The organism is Brevibacterium sp. ACRRH (assembly GCF_022346365.1).
Lineage (GTDB): Bacteria > Actinomycetota > Actinomycetes > Actinomycetales > Brevibacteriaceae > Brevibacterium > Brevibacterium paucivorans.
Map to the genome: position 1 here is coordinate 1 of NZ_JAKRMN010000013.1, position 14,589 is coordinate 14,589.

Below are 14,589 nucleotides of genomic sequence, written 5' to 3' on the forward strand. Positions count from 1 at the left end.
GTCGTGTACCACCAACGCGATCACCCCAGTTCTCAAGGTGATCAACGACGAATTCGGTGTTAAGAACGGTCACGTGGAAACGGTTCACTCGTTCACCAACGACCAGAACCTCATCGACAACTTCCACAAGGGCGCCCGCCGTGGACGTGCAGCCGGCCTCAACATGGTGCTCACCGAGACCGGTGCCGCTAAGGCCGTTGCCAAGGCACTCCCTGAACTCAAGGGCAAGCTTTCGGGTAACGCGATTCGCGTCCCCACGCCTAACGTGTCCATGGCGATTCTGAACCTCAACCTGGAACGCGAAACCACGGTTGACGAACTCAACACGTTCCTGCGTAACACCTCGTTGCACTCGAACCTGCGCAACCAGATCGACTACATCCACTCCCCCGAGGTCGTTTCCACCGACTTTGTGGGCTCGAAGCGTGCCGGTGTTGTCGACGGTCTGGCAACCATCGTCGACGGCGACCGCGTAGTTGTGTACGTGTGGTACGACAACGAGTACGGCTACTCGTGCCAGGTGGTACGTTGCTTGGCCGACATGGCTGGAGTCGACTTCCCAGCTCTGCCTAAGCGCGCCTAAAGATGGGTTACGTTCTTTCACTCGACGAAGGAACGACGTCAACACGTGCGGTCATCTTCACTGAAGATGGCCGCACTGTTGCTCAGTCCTCACAAGAGTTCACACAGCGCTTTCCGCGTGGCGGTTGGGTCGAACACGACCCTCTGGAAATTTGGCGCACTAGCCGTCAAGTCATTGGTTCGGCTTTGGGTAAGGCCCAGCTCACGGGAGCCGATATCGCATGTGTGGGAGTGACAAATCAGCGCGAAACCACGGTGGTGTGGGAAGCGTCTACTGGCCGGCCCATCTACCCTGCGATCGTGTGGCAAGACACGCGTGGAACTGAGTATGTGGAGCGGTTGAGCGAGGACGCCCACGACATCGCCACCATCACGGGCCTACCCGTCAACACGTACTTTTCGGCGATTAAACTCATGTGGATTCTGGACCACGTGGAGGGCGCCCGCGCACGCGCCGAAAAAGGCGAGCTACGGTTCGGCACGATCGACGCGTGGCTCTTGTTTAACCTCACGGGTGAGCACGTCACCGATGTCACGAACGCCTCTCGTACCATGCTCATGGACATTCGGACCGGCCAGTGGTCGCAGCGCATGTTGGAGCTCACGGGGATCCCCGAGCAGCTTCTCCCCCGCATCTGCCCGTCGGTCGGTGAGTTGGGTACCGTGCGTTCCAACCAGCTTTTGAGCGGCACCGCAGTAACAGGGGTTCTGGGTGATCAACAGTCGGCGGCGTTTGGCCAGGTGTGTTTCGGCCACGGCGATACCAAGGTCACGTTTGGTACTGGGTGCTTCTTGCTGACCAACACGGGTACCCAGATTGTTCGGTCGGATCACGGTCTGGTGTCCACTGTGGCGTATCAGATCGCGGATGAACCCCTCCAGTATGCGCTGGAAGGCTCGATTGCGGTTGCCGGTTCTCTGGTTCAGTGGTTGCGTGACAACCTGGGCATTATTTCGTCGTCGAACGAGGTCGAAAAGCTGGCCGCTTCCGTGGAAGATTCCGGTGGCGTGTTCTTTGTGCCCGCTTTCGCTGGGCTGTTTGCACCGCGGTGGCGCCCGGATGCGCGTGGCACCATTGTTGGCATGACGGGCTTTACCACGGCCGCGCACATTGCCCGCGCGGCTTTGGATTCTACGGCTTTTCAGGCCGCCGAGGTCGTTGATGCGTTGGTCTCGGATGTGGGCACGGATATGGGGACGATCCGAGTTGACGGCGGGATGAGTGTCAACGATGCGTTCTTGCAGTTCCAGTCCGATATCCTCGACACTCCTCTTGTGCGTCCAACAGAAACCGAGTCCACGGCGGTGGGCGCGTGCTTTGCCGCCGGAGTGGGTGCTGGTTTGTATGCGCATGACGACGTCGCGTCGTTGTGGAGAAAGGACCGGGATTTCAACCCGCAGATGGATGCGCGCACACGTGAGAACTTGCGTGCGCGGTGGAACGAGGCGGTAGAACGTAGCCTCAACTGGGAAAAGTAGTATGTCGCACAGTCAGTTACCTCAGATTTTGCGTGCCATGCGGGTGACTTTGCATGTCGCGTTTGCCGTCATGCTGGGTGTGGGAATCGTGCGCTTTATCGTCACGTTTGATCAGCACCCGGCCGTGCTCATGATGATCCTGATCTTAGCCTTCATGCTGGCGGGGCTGTACCTGGTGGGTACGGTCGCCGAGATGCAGTACTCCAAACACCCCGAGCGCTTCAACCCGGCGCCCCTGAAGTCGTGGTGGCTAGCTGCGATTTTGATTCTGTGGGCTGGCCTCATGCTGTCGTCCATGAGTTTTGCGTGGGTGAGCTTCCCGCTGTTCTTCATTGTTCTCCACGCGTACCGCCCGTATATTGCCGGGCCGGTCATCCTAGTCATGGTGTTCACGATTCTTGCCAGTTCGTATCGCCACGGAGAGTTCAACGCGGGATTCCTGCTGGGCCCCACGATCGGGGCGTGCGTCGCAACCGTTGTGAGTGTTCTGTACCAAGAGTTGCGCAAGGAAGCCGAATCCATGGGTAACGCGTACGAGGAACTGCAACGCGCTCAGACGCAGATTTCCCTGAGCCAACACCGGGCCGGTCGTCTCGCTGAACGTGAAAAACTCGCAGCAGACGTACACGACACTCTGTCGCAAGGCTTCACATCGATTCTCTTGTTGAGCCGTTCCCTTGAACAGCACGTGGACCCAGCTGGCCGTGAAACGCTCAATCTGGTTGAAGATACCGCCCAGAGCAACCTGCAACGGGCCCGCGAATTCTTACACGGGTCCCCTCTTGGCACCTCGGACTTACATCCCACCCTGAGCGCCGAATGCCGAGCGGTTGAGCGGGCCAGCGCCGCGGTGGGTGCCACGATCCAGTGCGAATTCGAAGTCACCGGGAACGCGTACCCACTGTCACCAGAGGTTGAGCAGACCTTGGTCCGGGCCACGCAAAGCCTGCTGTCCAATGTGACATTCCATTCACGGTGTACACGTGCAAAAGTGACGTTGGCGTATTGGGATACGCACGTGGGCCTGGACGTCGTCGATAATGGAATTGGTTTTGCCGGAGCCTACGGTTACGGCTTGCGCGCCCTGAACGAACGCGTGGCTAGCGTACGTGGACAGCTCAGTGTCGAAACCGCCGTGGGCGAAGGCTGTTCGGTTCACATTGTGATTCCCGTGGAGAAAACATGATCCGAGTTCTCTTAGTCGATGACCACCCGGTTGTGCGCGCGGGCTTGAGCGCGGTTCTCAACACAGGCGACGACATTGACGTGGTGGCACAGGCAGGAACGGGACGCGAAGCGCTCGAGGTTCTGGCGTCCACTCAGGTCGATGTCGTGGTGAGCGATATTCAAATGCCCCAGATGGACGGGGTGGAGCTCACTGCTGAGTTAGGAAAGATCGGTGGCCCTCCGGTGCTGATTCTCACCACGTTCGACACGGAGAACCTCATTGTGGCCGCCATGAACGCCGGCGCGCAGGGGTACCTGTTGAAAGATGCTCCTCCCGAGGAACTCGCGCGTGCTGTTCGCGCTGTCAACGAGGGCAGGCCCGTCATGTCGGATCAGGTGACGGTGGCGTTGACGCGCAGGCTCACACAGCCGCGCACGTCCTTATCTGCCCGTGAGCTCGAAATTCTCGAGGCCGTTGCCACCGGGCACACGAACAAGGAAATTGCCCAAGAGCTGTTCATCTCCCAGGCCACGGTGAAGACACACTTGGTGCATATTTTCGACAAACTAGGCGTCGATAACCGCACCAGCGCCGTTGCGAAAGCACGCGCACAGCAACTGATCGACTGACCTACATGAACTGCCGTAAGTGAACGCGTTGCTGTTCCAGCAGTGTGAGTTGTTGTAAGAGTTCCGAGGTCGTTGCGGTGTCACTGGGGTCCGTGCGTCGCAGGCGGGCGTGGAGGAGCCCGCTGATCCGCACCATGTCTTTGTCGAACAGGCGGGCGACGATTCCTCGGCTATAGCGCTCAATACCCTGGGCGTTGCTTGCGGGAAGCGAGGACATGGTCAGTTCGCTCACCAAAGGAACGAGTTCGTCCGGGGTAGCTTCGCGGACAGCGTCGGCCCACCCTGCGGTATCTTCAGCACCGCGGCGCACTCCCCCAGCGCGTTTCATCGCTTCGTGAATCGCGCGGTGGCGAGGGTCATCGAACACCTTTCCGTTGAGTGCGTCAAAAAGTTTCGCGTTGACGTACTGCGGATATTGCAGCGCCACCATGAGTGCTCCGCGTTCCACCCGGTACCCGGCCGACTGGCTGGGGTCTGGCCCACTTGGCTGAGCCGGCCGTGCCTGTTGGAACTGTGGTTGAGGTTGGTTGGGCTGAGGCTGGTTTGGTTGGTTGCGTTGGCTCTGGTGGCGTTGGTACCCCCTGACCGCGCGCACCACTTGGTCGGTGTCGACTCCTACGAGGCCGGCCACGTAGCGTTCGTATCCGGGACGCAGCGCCACGTCTTTGATTCCTGCGATCACCGGTGCGGCCGCTCTGATCGCTGCCACTTGGCCTTCGACTGTTGAGGCGTCGAACTGTGCGACCGTCGTGTCGATGACGAATTCGAAAAGCGGCCGCCTGGATTCGATGAGGTCACGCACAGCGCCCTCGCCTTTTGCCCGCCACAGGTCGGCGGGGTCCAATCCTCCCGGTTCGACCACGACCGAGGTCTGTGCCAAGAACCGCTGATCGTCACCGAACGCTTTCAAGGCGGCTTTCTGTCCGGCTTCGTCACCGTCGAAAGTGAAGATCACTTCCGCCGTAGCGTCGTCGTTCATCATGCGCCGAAGAATGCTCACGTGTTCGGCCCCAAAAGCCGTTCCACACGTGGCTACGGCTTGGGTGACACCGCTGATGTGGGCGGCCATGACGTCGGTGTAACCTTCGACAACAACCGCGCGCTTGGTCTTAGCGATAGGACGCTTCGCAAGGTCGAGCCCGTAGAGCACTTTGTTCTTGTGATACACGGGAGTTTCTGGCGTGTTGAGGTATTTGGGGCCTTGGTCGTCGTCAAACAATTTGCGAGCCCCGAACCCAATCACACGTCCGGTGACGTCCCTGATAGGCCACATGAGACGACCTCGGAAACGGTCATAGTGACCGCGCCTTCCCGCAATGGCAAGGCCACCTTTTTCGATGTCCTCAACTCGGAAACCGCGCCCGCGTAAGTGCGACAGCAAACCATCCCAGCCCTGTGGGGAGAAACCCACGCCAAAGGTGTCCAGCGTCTGCTGTTCGAAACCTCGGCCCGCCATATATTCCCGCGCAACGGACGCGGCAGGTGACGCGAACTGTTCACGGTAGAAATCCGCTGCGACCTGGTGCATTTCCAAAATGTTTTGACGCACGGAGCCCGAGTCGCCGCTGGGTGCGCCGGTATAGGACAGTTGGACGCCGGCGCGTTCGGCCAGGCGTTGAACGGCTTCGACGAAGGTCACGCCGTCCATCTTCATGAGGAACTCAAAAACGTCGCCGGATTCCCCGCACCCAAAACAGTGATAGCGCCCCATGGACGGCCGGACGTGGAAACTGGGGGTGCGTTCGTCGTGGAAGGGGCACAGGCCCTTCATCGAGTCGACTCCCGCACTCTTGAGCGACACGTATTCACCTACGATTTCGTCGATCCGCGAGCGCGACCGAACCTCGTCGATGTCCTCCCTGCCGATAAGTCCCGCCATGGTGCCTACTCTGCCTACAACAGGGTCGCGGTGTTCGCTTGCATCTTGTGGTATTCCGCCCATGCTGAGTGGTCGGTGAGTGAAGCCACCTGGTCGACGACGATGCGCACTTTTGCACTGTCGTCTTCGGCGTCTCGGTAGTCGCACCAGAACATGGTGTCCATGGATTCTGGATGGGTCATGTAGTAGTCGCACAGATCGCGCAAAACCCCGGCTTGGATGCGTTGGAGGCGCACGCGGTCTTCGGCCACCATGACCGTAACCGTGGCGAGTCCCTTGAGAACCGCGATTTCGTGGCGCGTGGTCGCCGGTACAACCACGTTGCCCGCGTACCGGGTGAGGGGTTCCCACCCGTATTCTTCGCGCGTTGCAGCTTCGGTCGCCGAGGTGAACCGTCCGATGAGTTGGCTCGTCATGTGTTTGAGTGCGGCCTGTGCCCGACGGGACCCGTCATAGGGTTCCTTGGGCCAGTATTTGGCGGCTTGCAGACGGTCGAACGCCGCCACGATGTCGTCATCGCGTGCCCCTGGCATGTACCACGACCGGGTCACGTCGATCAGACCCGCGAGCGCCTCGTCATGCGTATACGCGAAGAGGTTGAGGTGGCCGGAGTTCACTGCGTCTTCGACGTCGTGAACGCAGTATGAGATGTCGTCGGACACGTCCATGATCTGGGCTTCGATACACCTGGTTCCGCTGTCACGGCCGTCGCGCACGAAGTCGTAGACGTCGCGGTCGTCGTCATATACGCCGAACTTCCGGATCGACCCAGACGCGTTTTTGGGCGCGGGGGCTTCGGCCCGGCTCCACGGGTATTTGATGCAGGCGTCCAAGGTTGCGCGCGTGAGGTTGAGGCCGGCAGACCGGCCGTCTTCCAACAGGACTTTGGGTTCCAAACGGCTTAAGACTCTCAGTGTTTGCGCGTTCCCTTCGAACCCGCCAATGTCTTTGGTCACCTCGTCGAGGACGGTTTCGCCGTTGTGTCCAAAGGGAGGGTGCCCCAGGTCGTGGCTCAGGCACGCTGTTTCTACAATGTCGGGGTCCGCGCCAAGGTAGCGACCGAGTTCGCGTCCTACTTGGGCCACTTCGAGTGAGTGGGTGAGGCGGTTGCGAACGAAGTCGTCCGTTCCGGGTGAGACGACCTGAGTTTTTGCCGCGAGGCGGCGCAGTCCCGAGGAGTGCAGGACACGACCTCGGTCGCGTTGGAAAGCTGAACGGCGCGGGTTCTTCGCGGCTTCTTCGACCCACCGTTCCCGGTCGGTGTCGCTGTATTCGCCTGTCTGACTTACCAACACTTATCCGCCTGACACGTCGAGTTCAGCAAGGGACAGTTCTTCGCGCAGATCCTCGCTAAAGGTGCGCGATGACAGCCACCCGTCGGGAAGGTGCGGACGCTTCGCCCGGGTGGTGCGACCTCGGGACCCTTCTGCCGCCTCCCCGGGGTACGGTGCGGTGTGGTCGAGTTCGTCCAGCAGCGCGCGAAGTTCTTCCAGCGACGACACGTGTGCCAGGCGCTTGCGGAGGTCTCCGCCCACAGGGTAGCCCTTGAAGTACCATGCGATGTGTTTACGCAGGTCACGCACGCCATAGAACTCGTCGTCATAATATTCGGCCAGGTACACGCCGTGGGTGTACACAGTCTGGGCGACGTCGCCTAGGTTGGGGCGAATGCGTTCATCGGATCCGTTCAAAGCCGCCTGCAGATCACCGAACAACCACGGACGGCCCTGACAACCTCGGCCAATCACGACTCCGTCGCAACCGGTTTTCGCCATCATGGCTTGAGCGTCCTCGGCGCTGAAAATATCGCCATTGCCCAGCACCGGTACGGCGTCGCCGATCGTGTCTTTGAGGCGGGCGATCGCGTCCCAGTCGGCGGTTCCGGAATAGAGGTCGGCGGTCGTGCGACCGTGCAGGGTCATGGCAGCGACTCCTGCGCGGGCTGCGATCTGACCGGCGTCAAGGTACGTCAAGTGGTCCGCGTCGATGCCTTTGCGCATTTTTACGGTCACGGGAATGTCGCCGGCTTCGCGGACTGCGGTGGTGACGATTGCCGTGAAAAGGTCGATTTTCCATGGAAGTGCCGATCCCCCGCCTTTGCGGGTCACTTTGGGCACTGGGCAACCGAAGTTGAGGTCAATGTGGTCGGCCCGGTCTTCTTCAACCAGCATCCGTACCGCCTGACCTACGGTTACCGGGTCGACTCCGTAGAGTTGAACCGACCGAGGTGTTTCATAGGGTTCGTGGTGGATGATCCGCATGCTTTTGGGGCTGCGTTCGACCAGTGCGCGGGTGGTCACCATTTCGGTGACGTAGAGGCCAGCGCCGTATTCGCGGCACAGACGGCGGAAGGCCGTGTTGGTGATCCCAGCCATGGGTGCCAACACAACCGGGGAGTCCAATTCAATGGGACCGATTGAGAGCGCCGGCGGAGTGGCAGGCACATTGGGTCGTTCGATTACAACAGTCACCCTTCTATTGTCTCGTGGTAGTCAAATTGGGTGAAGCTAGAGTTACAACCACCCGCGTTTGGCAGCTTCGATTGCTGCCGTTGCGCGGTTGTCGACCCCGAGCTTGCTGATGGCTGATGACAAGTGATTGCGGACTGTGCCCTCGGATAGGAACAGTGAGTCTGCGATTGCACGGACGCTGGCCCCGGTGTGGGCAACTGCGAGGACTTCGCGTTCGCGTTCTGTCAGCGGTGACGGGCCCAAGGAAATCGACTCTATAGCTAACGACGGGTCGACTGCCTGTTCGCCGCGGTGGATCTTCCGGACGGCCTCAGCAAGCTCTTCCGCAGGTGCGTCTTTCACGACAAAGCCTTTCGCACCAGCGGCAAGTGCCCGTTGCAGATATCCCGGGCGACCGAATGTGGTGACAATGAGAACCTTGGTATCGCACCCCTTGTCGTGTAGTTCGCGTGTCGCCTCGATACCGTTGAGTCCCGGCATTTCGATGTCGAAAAGTGCGACGTCGACATTGTTGTTGAGGCACATGTCGACAGCGTCGGTTCCCGATGCAGCTTCGCCCACAACAGTAATATCGGGTTCCAGTCCGAGGAGTGCTGAGAGGGCACCCCGGACAAGTGCCTGATCGTCTGCGATAGCAATGTTGATGGTCATGCAAACTCCACACGTAGCTCGGTTCCGTCTCCCGTGTCGCTCAACGTCACGGTGCCGCCTGCTTCTTCTACTCGGCGACGTAGCCCGGTAAGGCCGTGGCCTTCACGGCTTCCTTCTAGGCCGTTTCCGTTGTCCGTCACGGTGACCCCGTTGTCATCAAATGCGAGTGTGCATGATGTCGCGCCGGCGTGACGGATGACGTTGGTACTGGCTTCGCGTACGGCCCATGCCACGACCGCTCGGCGTTCCGGAGCCCACGCCGCCCAGTCTCCGTGGCGAGTAACGTGAATACCGGCGGCACGCATGGCGTTTTCTGCTTCATCCACTTGGGTTGCAAGATCCGGTGTCCGGAGGCGTCCTACGGTTGTTCGCACATCCTCAAGCGCTCGCTTGTTCAGAGTCATGAGTTCAGTCAGTTCAGATTCGCACCGTTCTGGGTCGGTGTGCACAGTTGTGAGCGCAAGTTGAGTTTTCAGGGACACGACTGTGAGCGTGTGCCCCAGCATGTCGTGGACGTCGCGTGAAATAGCTTCACGCTCCTTAACAAGGTCGAGCTCGTTTTTCATCCTGTGCTCAGCATCTTCGCGAGCTTCGACAAACCTCACCAACGTCAAACACAAAGTTCCGAGAAATGGCGCTGTTACGGACACGAAAAAACTGTGCGGGCTGAAAATCAGCGGTACCAAAACCGTAAGCAGGAGGACGAATCCTGACCAGTACAGATCCGCTACCGCTGGCAGTCCAAAGACACCCAGAGACGCAAAATACGGAGCAAAGGACGTCACCGCCACACCCAAGGAGGGAATCGTCAAACACACCGGAATGAGCAGAAGACCCGCCGCGGCAACCACGTGTCTTACCTGCAGCGGTTCGTCCCTGTTAAATGGCTTCTGCCCACTCACCGCAATCCAGCAGTAGACCACACCGAAGAGAACCGTTCCGCAGCTCCCCAGGATCTTCCACCCGAGTGCTACCGGGTGCAGCGTCCACACGAGCACCAACGGGATGACCAGAAAAACGAGCCATATCAACCCGTACATACTCCGCGCGTTCATGCCCTACTTCCTATTTGCGCCCCGTTCCGCGACGAGCGCCTAAGACACAAAGTACCGCGAAAACAATCGACCACGCCACCACATTGAGAAGGATCTGCCACAGTTCGTACTGAACCACACCTGTTTCTCCGTCGAAGCCTTCTCCTTGAGCAAGTGGGTACGCCGCCAACCGTGTGATGCCCCACACAGGGACAAACACCGACAGTTTGAGCAAGATTCCTGACAAAGGCATAAACCCGTTACCCAAAAACATCATGACAACAACGAGCCCGCTGGCAGCGCTCACTGCTGCTTCACTGCGGAACAGCAGTCCGAATGCTAGGCCATAGAGAGCAAACGTCACTGCGCCTACAATCAGCAAACCGAACGTCGCAAGCCACACCCACGCGTCCATACGCGTACCAACAAACAGCCCTGCAACATACACCGCTCCCACCGCGAGGACCGAATATGCGAGTGCAACGACAACTTTGCTTGCAATGAACCCAGCCGAGGGAAATGGAGTAATACCTATTTGCCGGCCCCAGCCCTGTTGAAGTTCGACCGCCGCGGCCCCGGCGAGTCCTGTCGTTGCCGTAATCGCGGCGTAGGCGCCCATATTCACCATAATGCTCGCAGTGACATTCCCCCGACCGCTACCAAGTTCATTGTTCGAGACGTCAGCCATAGTTCCGAAAATGACAAACATAAAAACCGGCAAGAAGACTGCGAAGAAAAGCCCCACGTACTGTCGTAGATTGCGCTTGAGGTCAATCCACATGTATCCCGTGTTCAGAATCGTGCTCATGAGTTCTCCTTGGTTGTGAGGTGAGCGAAAACGCTGTCAAGGCTGGCAGTGTGGATCTCTAGATCACGCGCTGTGGTTTCGGTGAGCAGATAGCGTGCAACGGAGTCCGCATCGTCACACGTGAGCTCAACGCGGTCTCCGGACCGCTGCACGTCCGTCACCCCCGGTAGCTTGCTGATATCAACATCAGCATCCAGATGCGCGGTGATTGTTTTGCCTCCTAGACGAGCGCGCACCTTACTCGTCGAGCCGTCGGCAATAATCTGCCCGTGTGCCATGAGCACCGTCCGCTGTGCGAAGTCCTCGACTTCCTTCAGGTAGTGCGACGCGAAGATGACGGTGCGTCCTTCGGTAGCTTCTGCGCGCATCGTTTCCCAGAACGCGGTACGAGCGTTGACATCCATCCCCGTGGTGGGTTCGTCAAGAATCAGCAAACGGGGGTCCGGAAGCAACGCCAAAGCAAAGCGGAGCCTCTGCTGCTCACCGCCAGAACACTTGGACACCCTGCGGTGTACAAGCGATTCAATGCCGGCCCGACTAATAGCTTCATCGACACCAATGTGATTGGTATGCGTGGAAGCGATCATCTGTACGGTCTCCTTGACCGTGAGGTCTCCTAACAGGGCACCCGTTTGAAGGATTGCCGACACGTGCCCTAAACGCACTGCTTCTTTGGGACGCACGCCTAGTACGCTCAGCGATCCGCTGACTGGTTGCGACAGCCCTAACACCATGTCAAGGGTCACGGTTTTCCCTGCCCCGTTGGGGCCTAAAAGGGCCACGATCTCGCCTTTGCCAACTGTGAGCGAAAGGTCGTTGACCGCGCGTACTCGCTTACCCTTTGGCCCCCGGAAGGATTTAACGACGTGTCTGATTTCCAGTGCGGGGGTATCCGCACCACTGCCTGTGAGCGAGCTGTTATCGTTCATATTTTTATCTTTAAGGACCAAGCGTTTCAACACATGAGGCAGACATCATGATCTAGCCATGACAAATGTCATGCTGATAGAACAGAGAAGTGAATCCGTTACTCGCGTCTGTCCCCCTCGTGCTTCCGTGCGTGCTGTTGGCGTGCCGACTTTCGCCCACTATTGCCAGCGTCAGCGCGGTGGGAGCAGCCGTGCTGGTGGTCCTGCTCACCGGCGTTCCCATCGACTGGCCCAGCCTGCCGGAGTACTTGGGCATCACCGCCGAGGTTCTCTTCATCCTTCTCAACGGCATGATCCTGGCTAGACTCATGCAGATCAGTGGCGCGATGCGCTCCATCGGCAACTGGGTCTCTAACGCCACTCCCGGAATCGGCGCTGGAACCGCGTTCGTGGTGTTTGGGGTGGTGCCGTTCGTCGAATGCGTCACCGGATTTGGAATCGGCGTGACCGTGGGCGTCCCGATCCTGCTAACTTTGGGCCATAAACTGGCAAAAGCTGCCCTTTTTGGCCTTCTGGGTTTGTGCGCAGTTCCGTGGGGTGCCCTGGCTCCGGGCACCGCCGTTGCGAGCTCGCTGACCGGTTTCGATTTCACCACCCTGGGAGTCATGTCCGGGTGGTACAACTCGGTAGTGCTCGTCGTCGTTGCGCTCACGGTTGCGTGGGGAACAGGGTTTGCGCGAGCCGCCCTACCCACGTTCGCCTCAGCCGGCTTCCTGTGGGGTTCAATCCTTGTGACAAACATGCTCATTGGAACACCACTTGCCGGCGTGATCGGCTCCGCGTTGCTCATGGGGCTGTCCTTGGTGGTGTACCGCATGGGTGGGGCCCGCATCCCGGCCCCTCCGGCTCGCGAACTCGTCCCTTATGCGGTGTTAGCAGGCGGTCTGTTGTGCGCCAGTGTGGCTGCCATGCTGGTTCCTGCCCTGGAGTGGTTGGCACTCCCGCCCGTGTGGTTGGCTGTCGCGTGTGTTGTTGCGTACCGGGTGTTGCCCGGGCAGTCAGGGATGATCGCCGAGGTGCCAGACGCCTTACGCTCATGGGTTCCCATTGGCGTGAGTACGGGTCTGTTTATGATCCTGGGATGGGTCATGGCGGCTACCGATATGAGTACCGCAATTGGGGAGGCCTTGAGTCCGGCAGGCGCGTGGCCAGGTCCCCTCTTGGGTGCCGTGGGGTCGATCCTGACCGGTTCAAATACCGCGTCAAACGCGATGTTCGCCCCTACCATTGCCACGCTCTCGGCAACTGGAAGCTTAAGCGTTGTCGCCGCGGCGAATGTGGCTGGTTCGTTTATGATCTTGGCGGCCCCACCGCGTGTTCTCATGGCCGTCACGTTGGCTGGCGACCGCGAGTCCTACGGTCGCACGCTCTTGCGCGCAATAGCAATCGCCAGCGCTCCCCCACTCGTAGGTGCGGTAGCGCTGGCGATCTGGCTGTAGTTTTTAGTCTTCGCCCTTCGACGTTCCCGTGGTAGCCGAGGTCTTGCGCTGCATGCGAGATTCGAGCCACCGCGCAATTCCGGCGACGACCAAGTTAATCGCAATGTAGATCACCGCGCCCACGATGAACGTGGGGAGCAAGTTACCGTGCTGGCGACCAATGACGTTGACCTGGTGGAGAAGGTCTTGGTACGTCACCATATAGCCCAGGGCCGAGTCCTTAAGAAGAACCACGATCTGAGCGATCAGCGTGGGCATCATGGCCCTGAACGCCTGTGGCATCAGTACCAGACTCATCGTCTGGGAATCGGACAGCCCGATCGACTGTGCTGCTTCACGCTGCCCCCGGGGCACTGCCAAAATCCCGGCGCGAACGACCTCGGCGATCACCATACCGTTATACAGCGTTAACCCAATCACCACCGGCCAGAACGACCCAATGGTCTTTCCGAACAGCAGGTACGTTGCGAAGATCAACAACAGAACCGGGAGCCCACGGAAGAACTCCAGAACCAAAGTCGCAGGGACAGAGATCCACTTCTTGGACGACAAGCGCAGAAGCGCAAACACGACCCCCAGGATGAGCGCGAGAACAGACGCAACAACCGCAACCTTCAGGGTGGCGAGGAGGCCTTTAAACAGTGCCTTCTGGATCGTCGCGTATGCGAACGGTTCCCACTTAGCTGCATCGAGCTGGCCGGCAGAAGAGAACTTCCACACGACAAACGCAACAATTCCTAAGAGCAGAACACCCGATGCGATCGACAGGATCACATTATTGCGCTTGCCTTTGGGGCCCGGCTCATCGAATAGCACTTGAGTAGACGCGCTCATCGGTGAATCACCCACTTGTTTTCCAGAATCGTGAATACCCGGCCAAGAATCAGCGCCAGAACAAGATAAGACACGGCCGCTCCGGCAATGACCAGAAGCGTGATGTCACCGCGCACCTCGATCGCGTTGCGCATAGCGGAAATGATCTCTCGGTTGTTAAACGCTGATGCGATTGACGTGTTCTTCAACATCGCGATGATGACGCTTCCCAATGGCGGGATCACCGTGCGAAACGCTTGAGGCATGATGATGTACCGCAAGGTCTGTCCGAAGTTCAGACCGATCGCGCGGGCTGCTTCCGCCTGTCCCACCGGGATCGTTGAAATACCCGAACGCAGAACCTCTGCAACGAAACAGCTGGTGTACGCGATCAGTGCAACGCACGCGAGTACGAAAGAGTTGATTGCCGAATCCCGGCTTGCGCGAATGTCCAGGAACGGCAACCCGAACACGCAGAAAAACATGACGAGCGTCAGTGGTGTGTTTCGAACCGTGGTGATGTACACCGAGGCGGCGGCACGCAACACCGGGGTTGGTGACACTCGCATCGCGGCGAGGATCGAACCCAAAACCAGGCACCCCACCAAGGTGACACCAAACAGCTTGACCGTTCCCCATACACCGCTGAGGAACAGCATCAAAAGATCAGCGAAATCCACGAGGATCCTTCTCAGACTGGTGGTCGC

The 14,589-nt window shown here is 59.2% G+C and carries 13 protein-coding genes and 1 pseudogene; 5 read left to right on the forward strand and 9 right to left on the reverse strand.

Annotation, left to right across the window (positions count from 1 at the left end; translation table 11 throughout):
• The 4 genes and pseudogenes from MHX53_RS10900 to MHX53_RS10915 form a co-directional block, all read left to right on the forward strand.
• A pseudogene (locus MHX53_RS10900) lies at positions 1 to 583 on the forward strand (glyceraldehyde-3-phosphate dehydrogenase); the annotation flags it as partial.
• A 2-nt stretch (positions 584 to 585) separates the two neighbouring features.
• A complete protein-coding gene (glpK, locus tag MHX53_RS10905; protein ID WP_102238175.1) occupies positions 586 to 2,061 on the forward strand; it encodes a glycerol kinase GlpK in 1,476 nt (491 codons plus the stop codon).
• 1 nt (position 2,062) lies between these two features.
• Positions 2,063 to 3,247 (forward strand): histidine kinase, encoded by a 1,185-nt coding sequence (locus MHX53_RS10910; protein WP_239272720.1) that lies wholly within the window; start codon positions 2,063 to 2,065, stop codon positions 3,245 to 3,247.
• Positions 3,244 to 3,858 carry a response regulator transcription factor gene (locus MHX53_RS10915; RefSeq protein ID WP_239272721.1) on the forward strand — a complete coding sequence of 205 codons (615 nt, stop codon included), beginning with the start codon at positions 3,244 to 3,246 and terminating at the stop codon, positions 3,856 to 3,858. Before MHX53_RS10910 ends, MHX53_RS10915 begins: the two co-directional genes overlap by 4 nt.
• 1 nt (position 3,859) lies before the next feature.
• On the opposite strand, the gene dnaG is transcribed toward MHX53_RS10915, so the two are convergent.
• The 7 genes from dnaG to MHX53_RS10950 are packed head-to-tail and all read right to left on the reverse strand — an operon-like array spanning position 3,860 to position 11,630.
• Positions 3,860 to 5,737: a DNA primase gene (gene dnaG / locus MHX53_RS10920; protein WP_239272722.1), complete on the reverse strand. Its 1,878-nt coding sequence runs from the start codon at positions 5,735 to 5,737 to the stop codon at positions 3,860 to 3,862.
• A 14-nt stretch (positions 5,738 to 5,751) separates the two neighbouring features.
• The gene (locus MHX53_RS10925; protein ID WP_239272723.1) at positions 5,752 to 7,032 is read right to left on the reverse strand and encodes a deoxyguanosinetriphosphate triphosphohydrolase; all 1,281 of its coding nucleotides are present in this window, start codon (positions 7,030 to 7,032) and stop codon (positions 5,752 to 5,754) included.
• On the reverse strand, positions 7,033 to 8,208 hold the full coding sequence (dusB, locus tag MHX53_RS10930) for a tRNA dihydrouridine synthase DusB (RefSeq protein WP_239272724.1): 1,176 nt from the start codon (positions 8,206 to 8,208) through the stop codon (positions 7,033 to 7,035).
• Positions 8,209 to 8,250: 42 nt separating this feature from the next.
• Complete coding sequence (locus tag MHX53_RS10935; RefSeq protein ID WP_239272725.1) at positions 8,251 to 8,859, reverse strand: response regulator transcription factor; 609 nt, start codon at positions 8,857 to 8,859, stop codon at positions 8,251 to 8,253.
• The gene (locus MHX53_RS10940) at positions 8,856 to 9,914 is read right to left on the reverse strand and encodes a histidine kinase (protein WP_204515864.1); all 1,059 of its coding nucleotides are present in this window, start codon (positions 9,912 to 9,914) and stop codon (positions 8,856 to 8,858) included. The genes MHX53_RS10935 and MHX53_RS10940 overlap by 4 nt, the downstream gene beginning before the upstream one ends.
• Positions 9,915 to 9,924: 10 nt before the next feature.
• The gene (locus MHX53_RS10945; RefSeq protein ID WP_204515863.1) at positions 9,925 to 10,701 is read right to left on the reverse strand and encodes an ABC transporter permease; all 777 of its coding nucleotides are present in this window, start codon (positions 10,699 to 10,701) and stop codon (positions 9,925 to 9,927) included.
• On the reverse strand, positions 10,698 to 11,630 hold the full coding sequence (locus MHX53_RS10950) for an ABC transporter ATP-binding protein (RefSeq protein WP_239272726.1): 933 nt from the start codon (positions 11,628 to 11,630) through the stop codon (positions 10,698 to 10,700). The genes MHX53_RS10945 and MHX53_RS10950 overlap by 4 nt, the downstream gene beginning before the upstream one ends.
• A gap of 89 nt (positions 11,631 to 11,719) precedes the next feature.
• Here MHX53_RS10950 and MHX53_RS11855 point away from each other — a divergent pair, with 89 nt between their 5' ends.
• Entirely contained in the window at positions 11,720 to 13,069 is a 1,350-nt protein-coding gene (locus tag MHX53_RS11855) for an L-lactate permease (RefSeq protein WP_239272727.1), read from the forward strand.
• A 3-nt stretch (positions 13,070 to 13,072) separates the two neighbouring features.
• Here the strand turns inward: MHX53_RS11855 and MHX53_RS10960 are convergent, their stop codons facing one another.
• Positions 13,073 to 13,903, reverse strand: coding sequence for an amino acid ABC transporter permease (locus MHX53_RS10960; protein ID WP_239272728.1), 831 nt, complete (start codon positions 13,901 to 13,903; stop codon positions 13,073 to 13,075).
• Positions 13,900 to 14,562 (reverse strand): amino acid ABC transporter permease, encoded by a 663-nt coding sequence (locus MHX53_RS10965; protein ID WP_239272729.1) that lies wholly within the window; start codon positions 14,560 to 14,562, stop codon positions 13,900 to 13,902. The genes MHX53_RS10960 and MHX53_RS10965 overlap by 4 nt, the downstream gene beginning before the upstream one ends.
• Positions 14,563 to 14,589 lie beyond the last annotated feature (27 nt).

Excerpts from the sequence above, each read along its gene's own strand:
- MHX53_RS10940 (WP_204515864.1), bottom strand. The coding sequence starts at position 9,914 with ATGAACGCGCGGAGTATGTACGGGTTGATATGGCTCGTTTTTCTGGTC.
- MHX53_RS10960 (WP_239272728.1), bottom strand. The coding sequence starts at position 13,903 with ATGAGCGCGTCTACTCAAGTGCTATTCGATGAGCCGGGCCCCAAAGGC.
- MHX53_RS10950 (WP_239272726.1), bottom strand. The coding sequence starts at position 11,630 with ATGAACGATAACAGCTCGCTCACAGGCAGTGGTGCGGATACCCCCGCA.
- MHX53_RS10915 (WP_239272721.1), top strand. The coding sequence starts at position 3,244 with ATGATCCGAGTTCTCTTAGTCGATGACCACCCGGTTGTGCGCGCGGGC.
- MHX53_RS10935 (WP_239272725.1), bottom strand. The coding sequence starts at position 8,859 with ATGACCATCAACATTGCTATCGCAGACGATCAGGCACTTGTCCGGGGT.
- dnaG (WP_239272722.1), bottom strand. The coding sequence starts at position 5,737 with ATGGCGGGACTTATCGGCAGGGAGGACATCGACGAGGTTCGGTCGCGC.
- MHX53_RS10910 (WP_239272720.1), top strand. The coding sequence starts at position 2,063 with ATGTCGCACAGTCAGTTACCTCAGATTTTGCGTGCCATGCGGGTGACT.
- glpK (WP_102238175.1), top strand. The coding sequence starts at position 586 with ATGGGTTACGTTCTTTCACTCGACGAAGGAACGACGTCAACACGTGCG.
- MHX53_RS10945 (WP_204515863.1), bottom strand. The coding sequence starts at position 10,701 with ATGAGCACGATTCTGAACACGGGATACATGTGGATTGACCTCAAGCGC.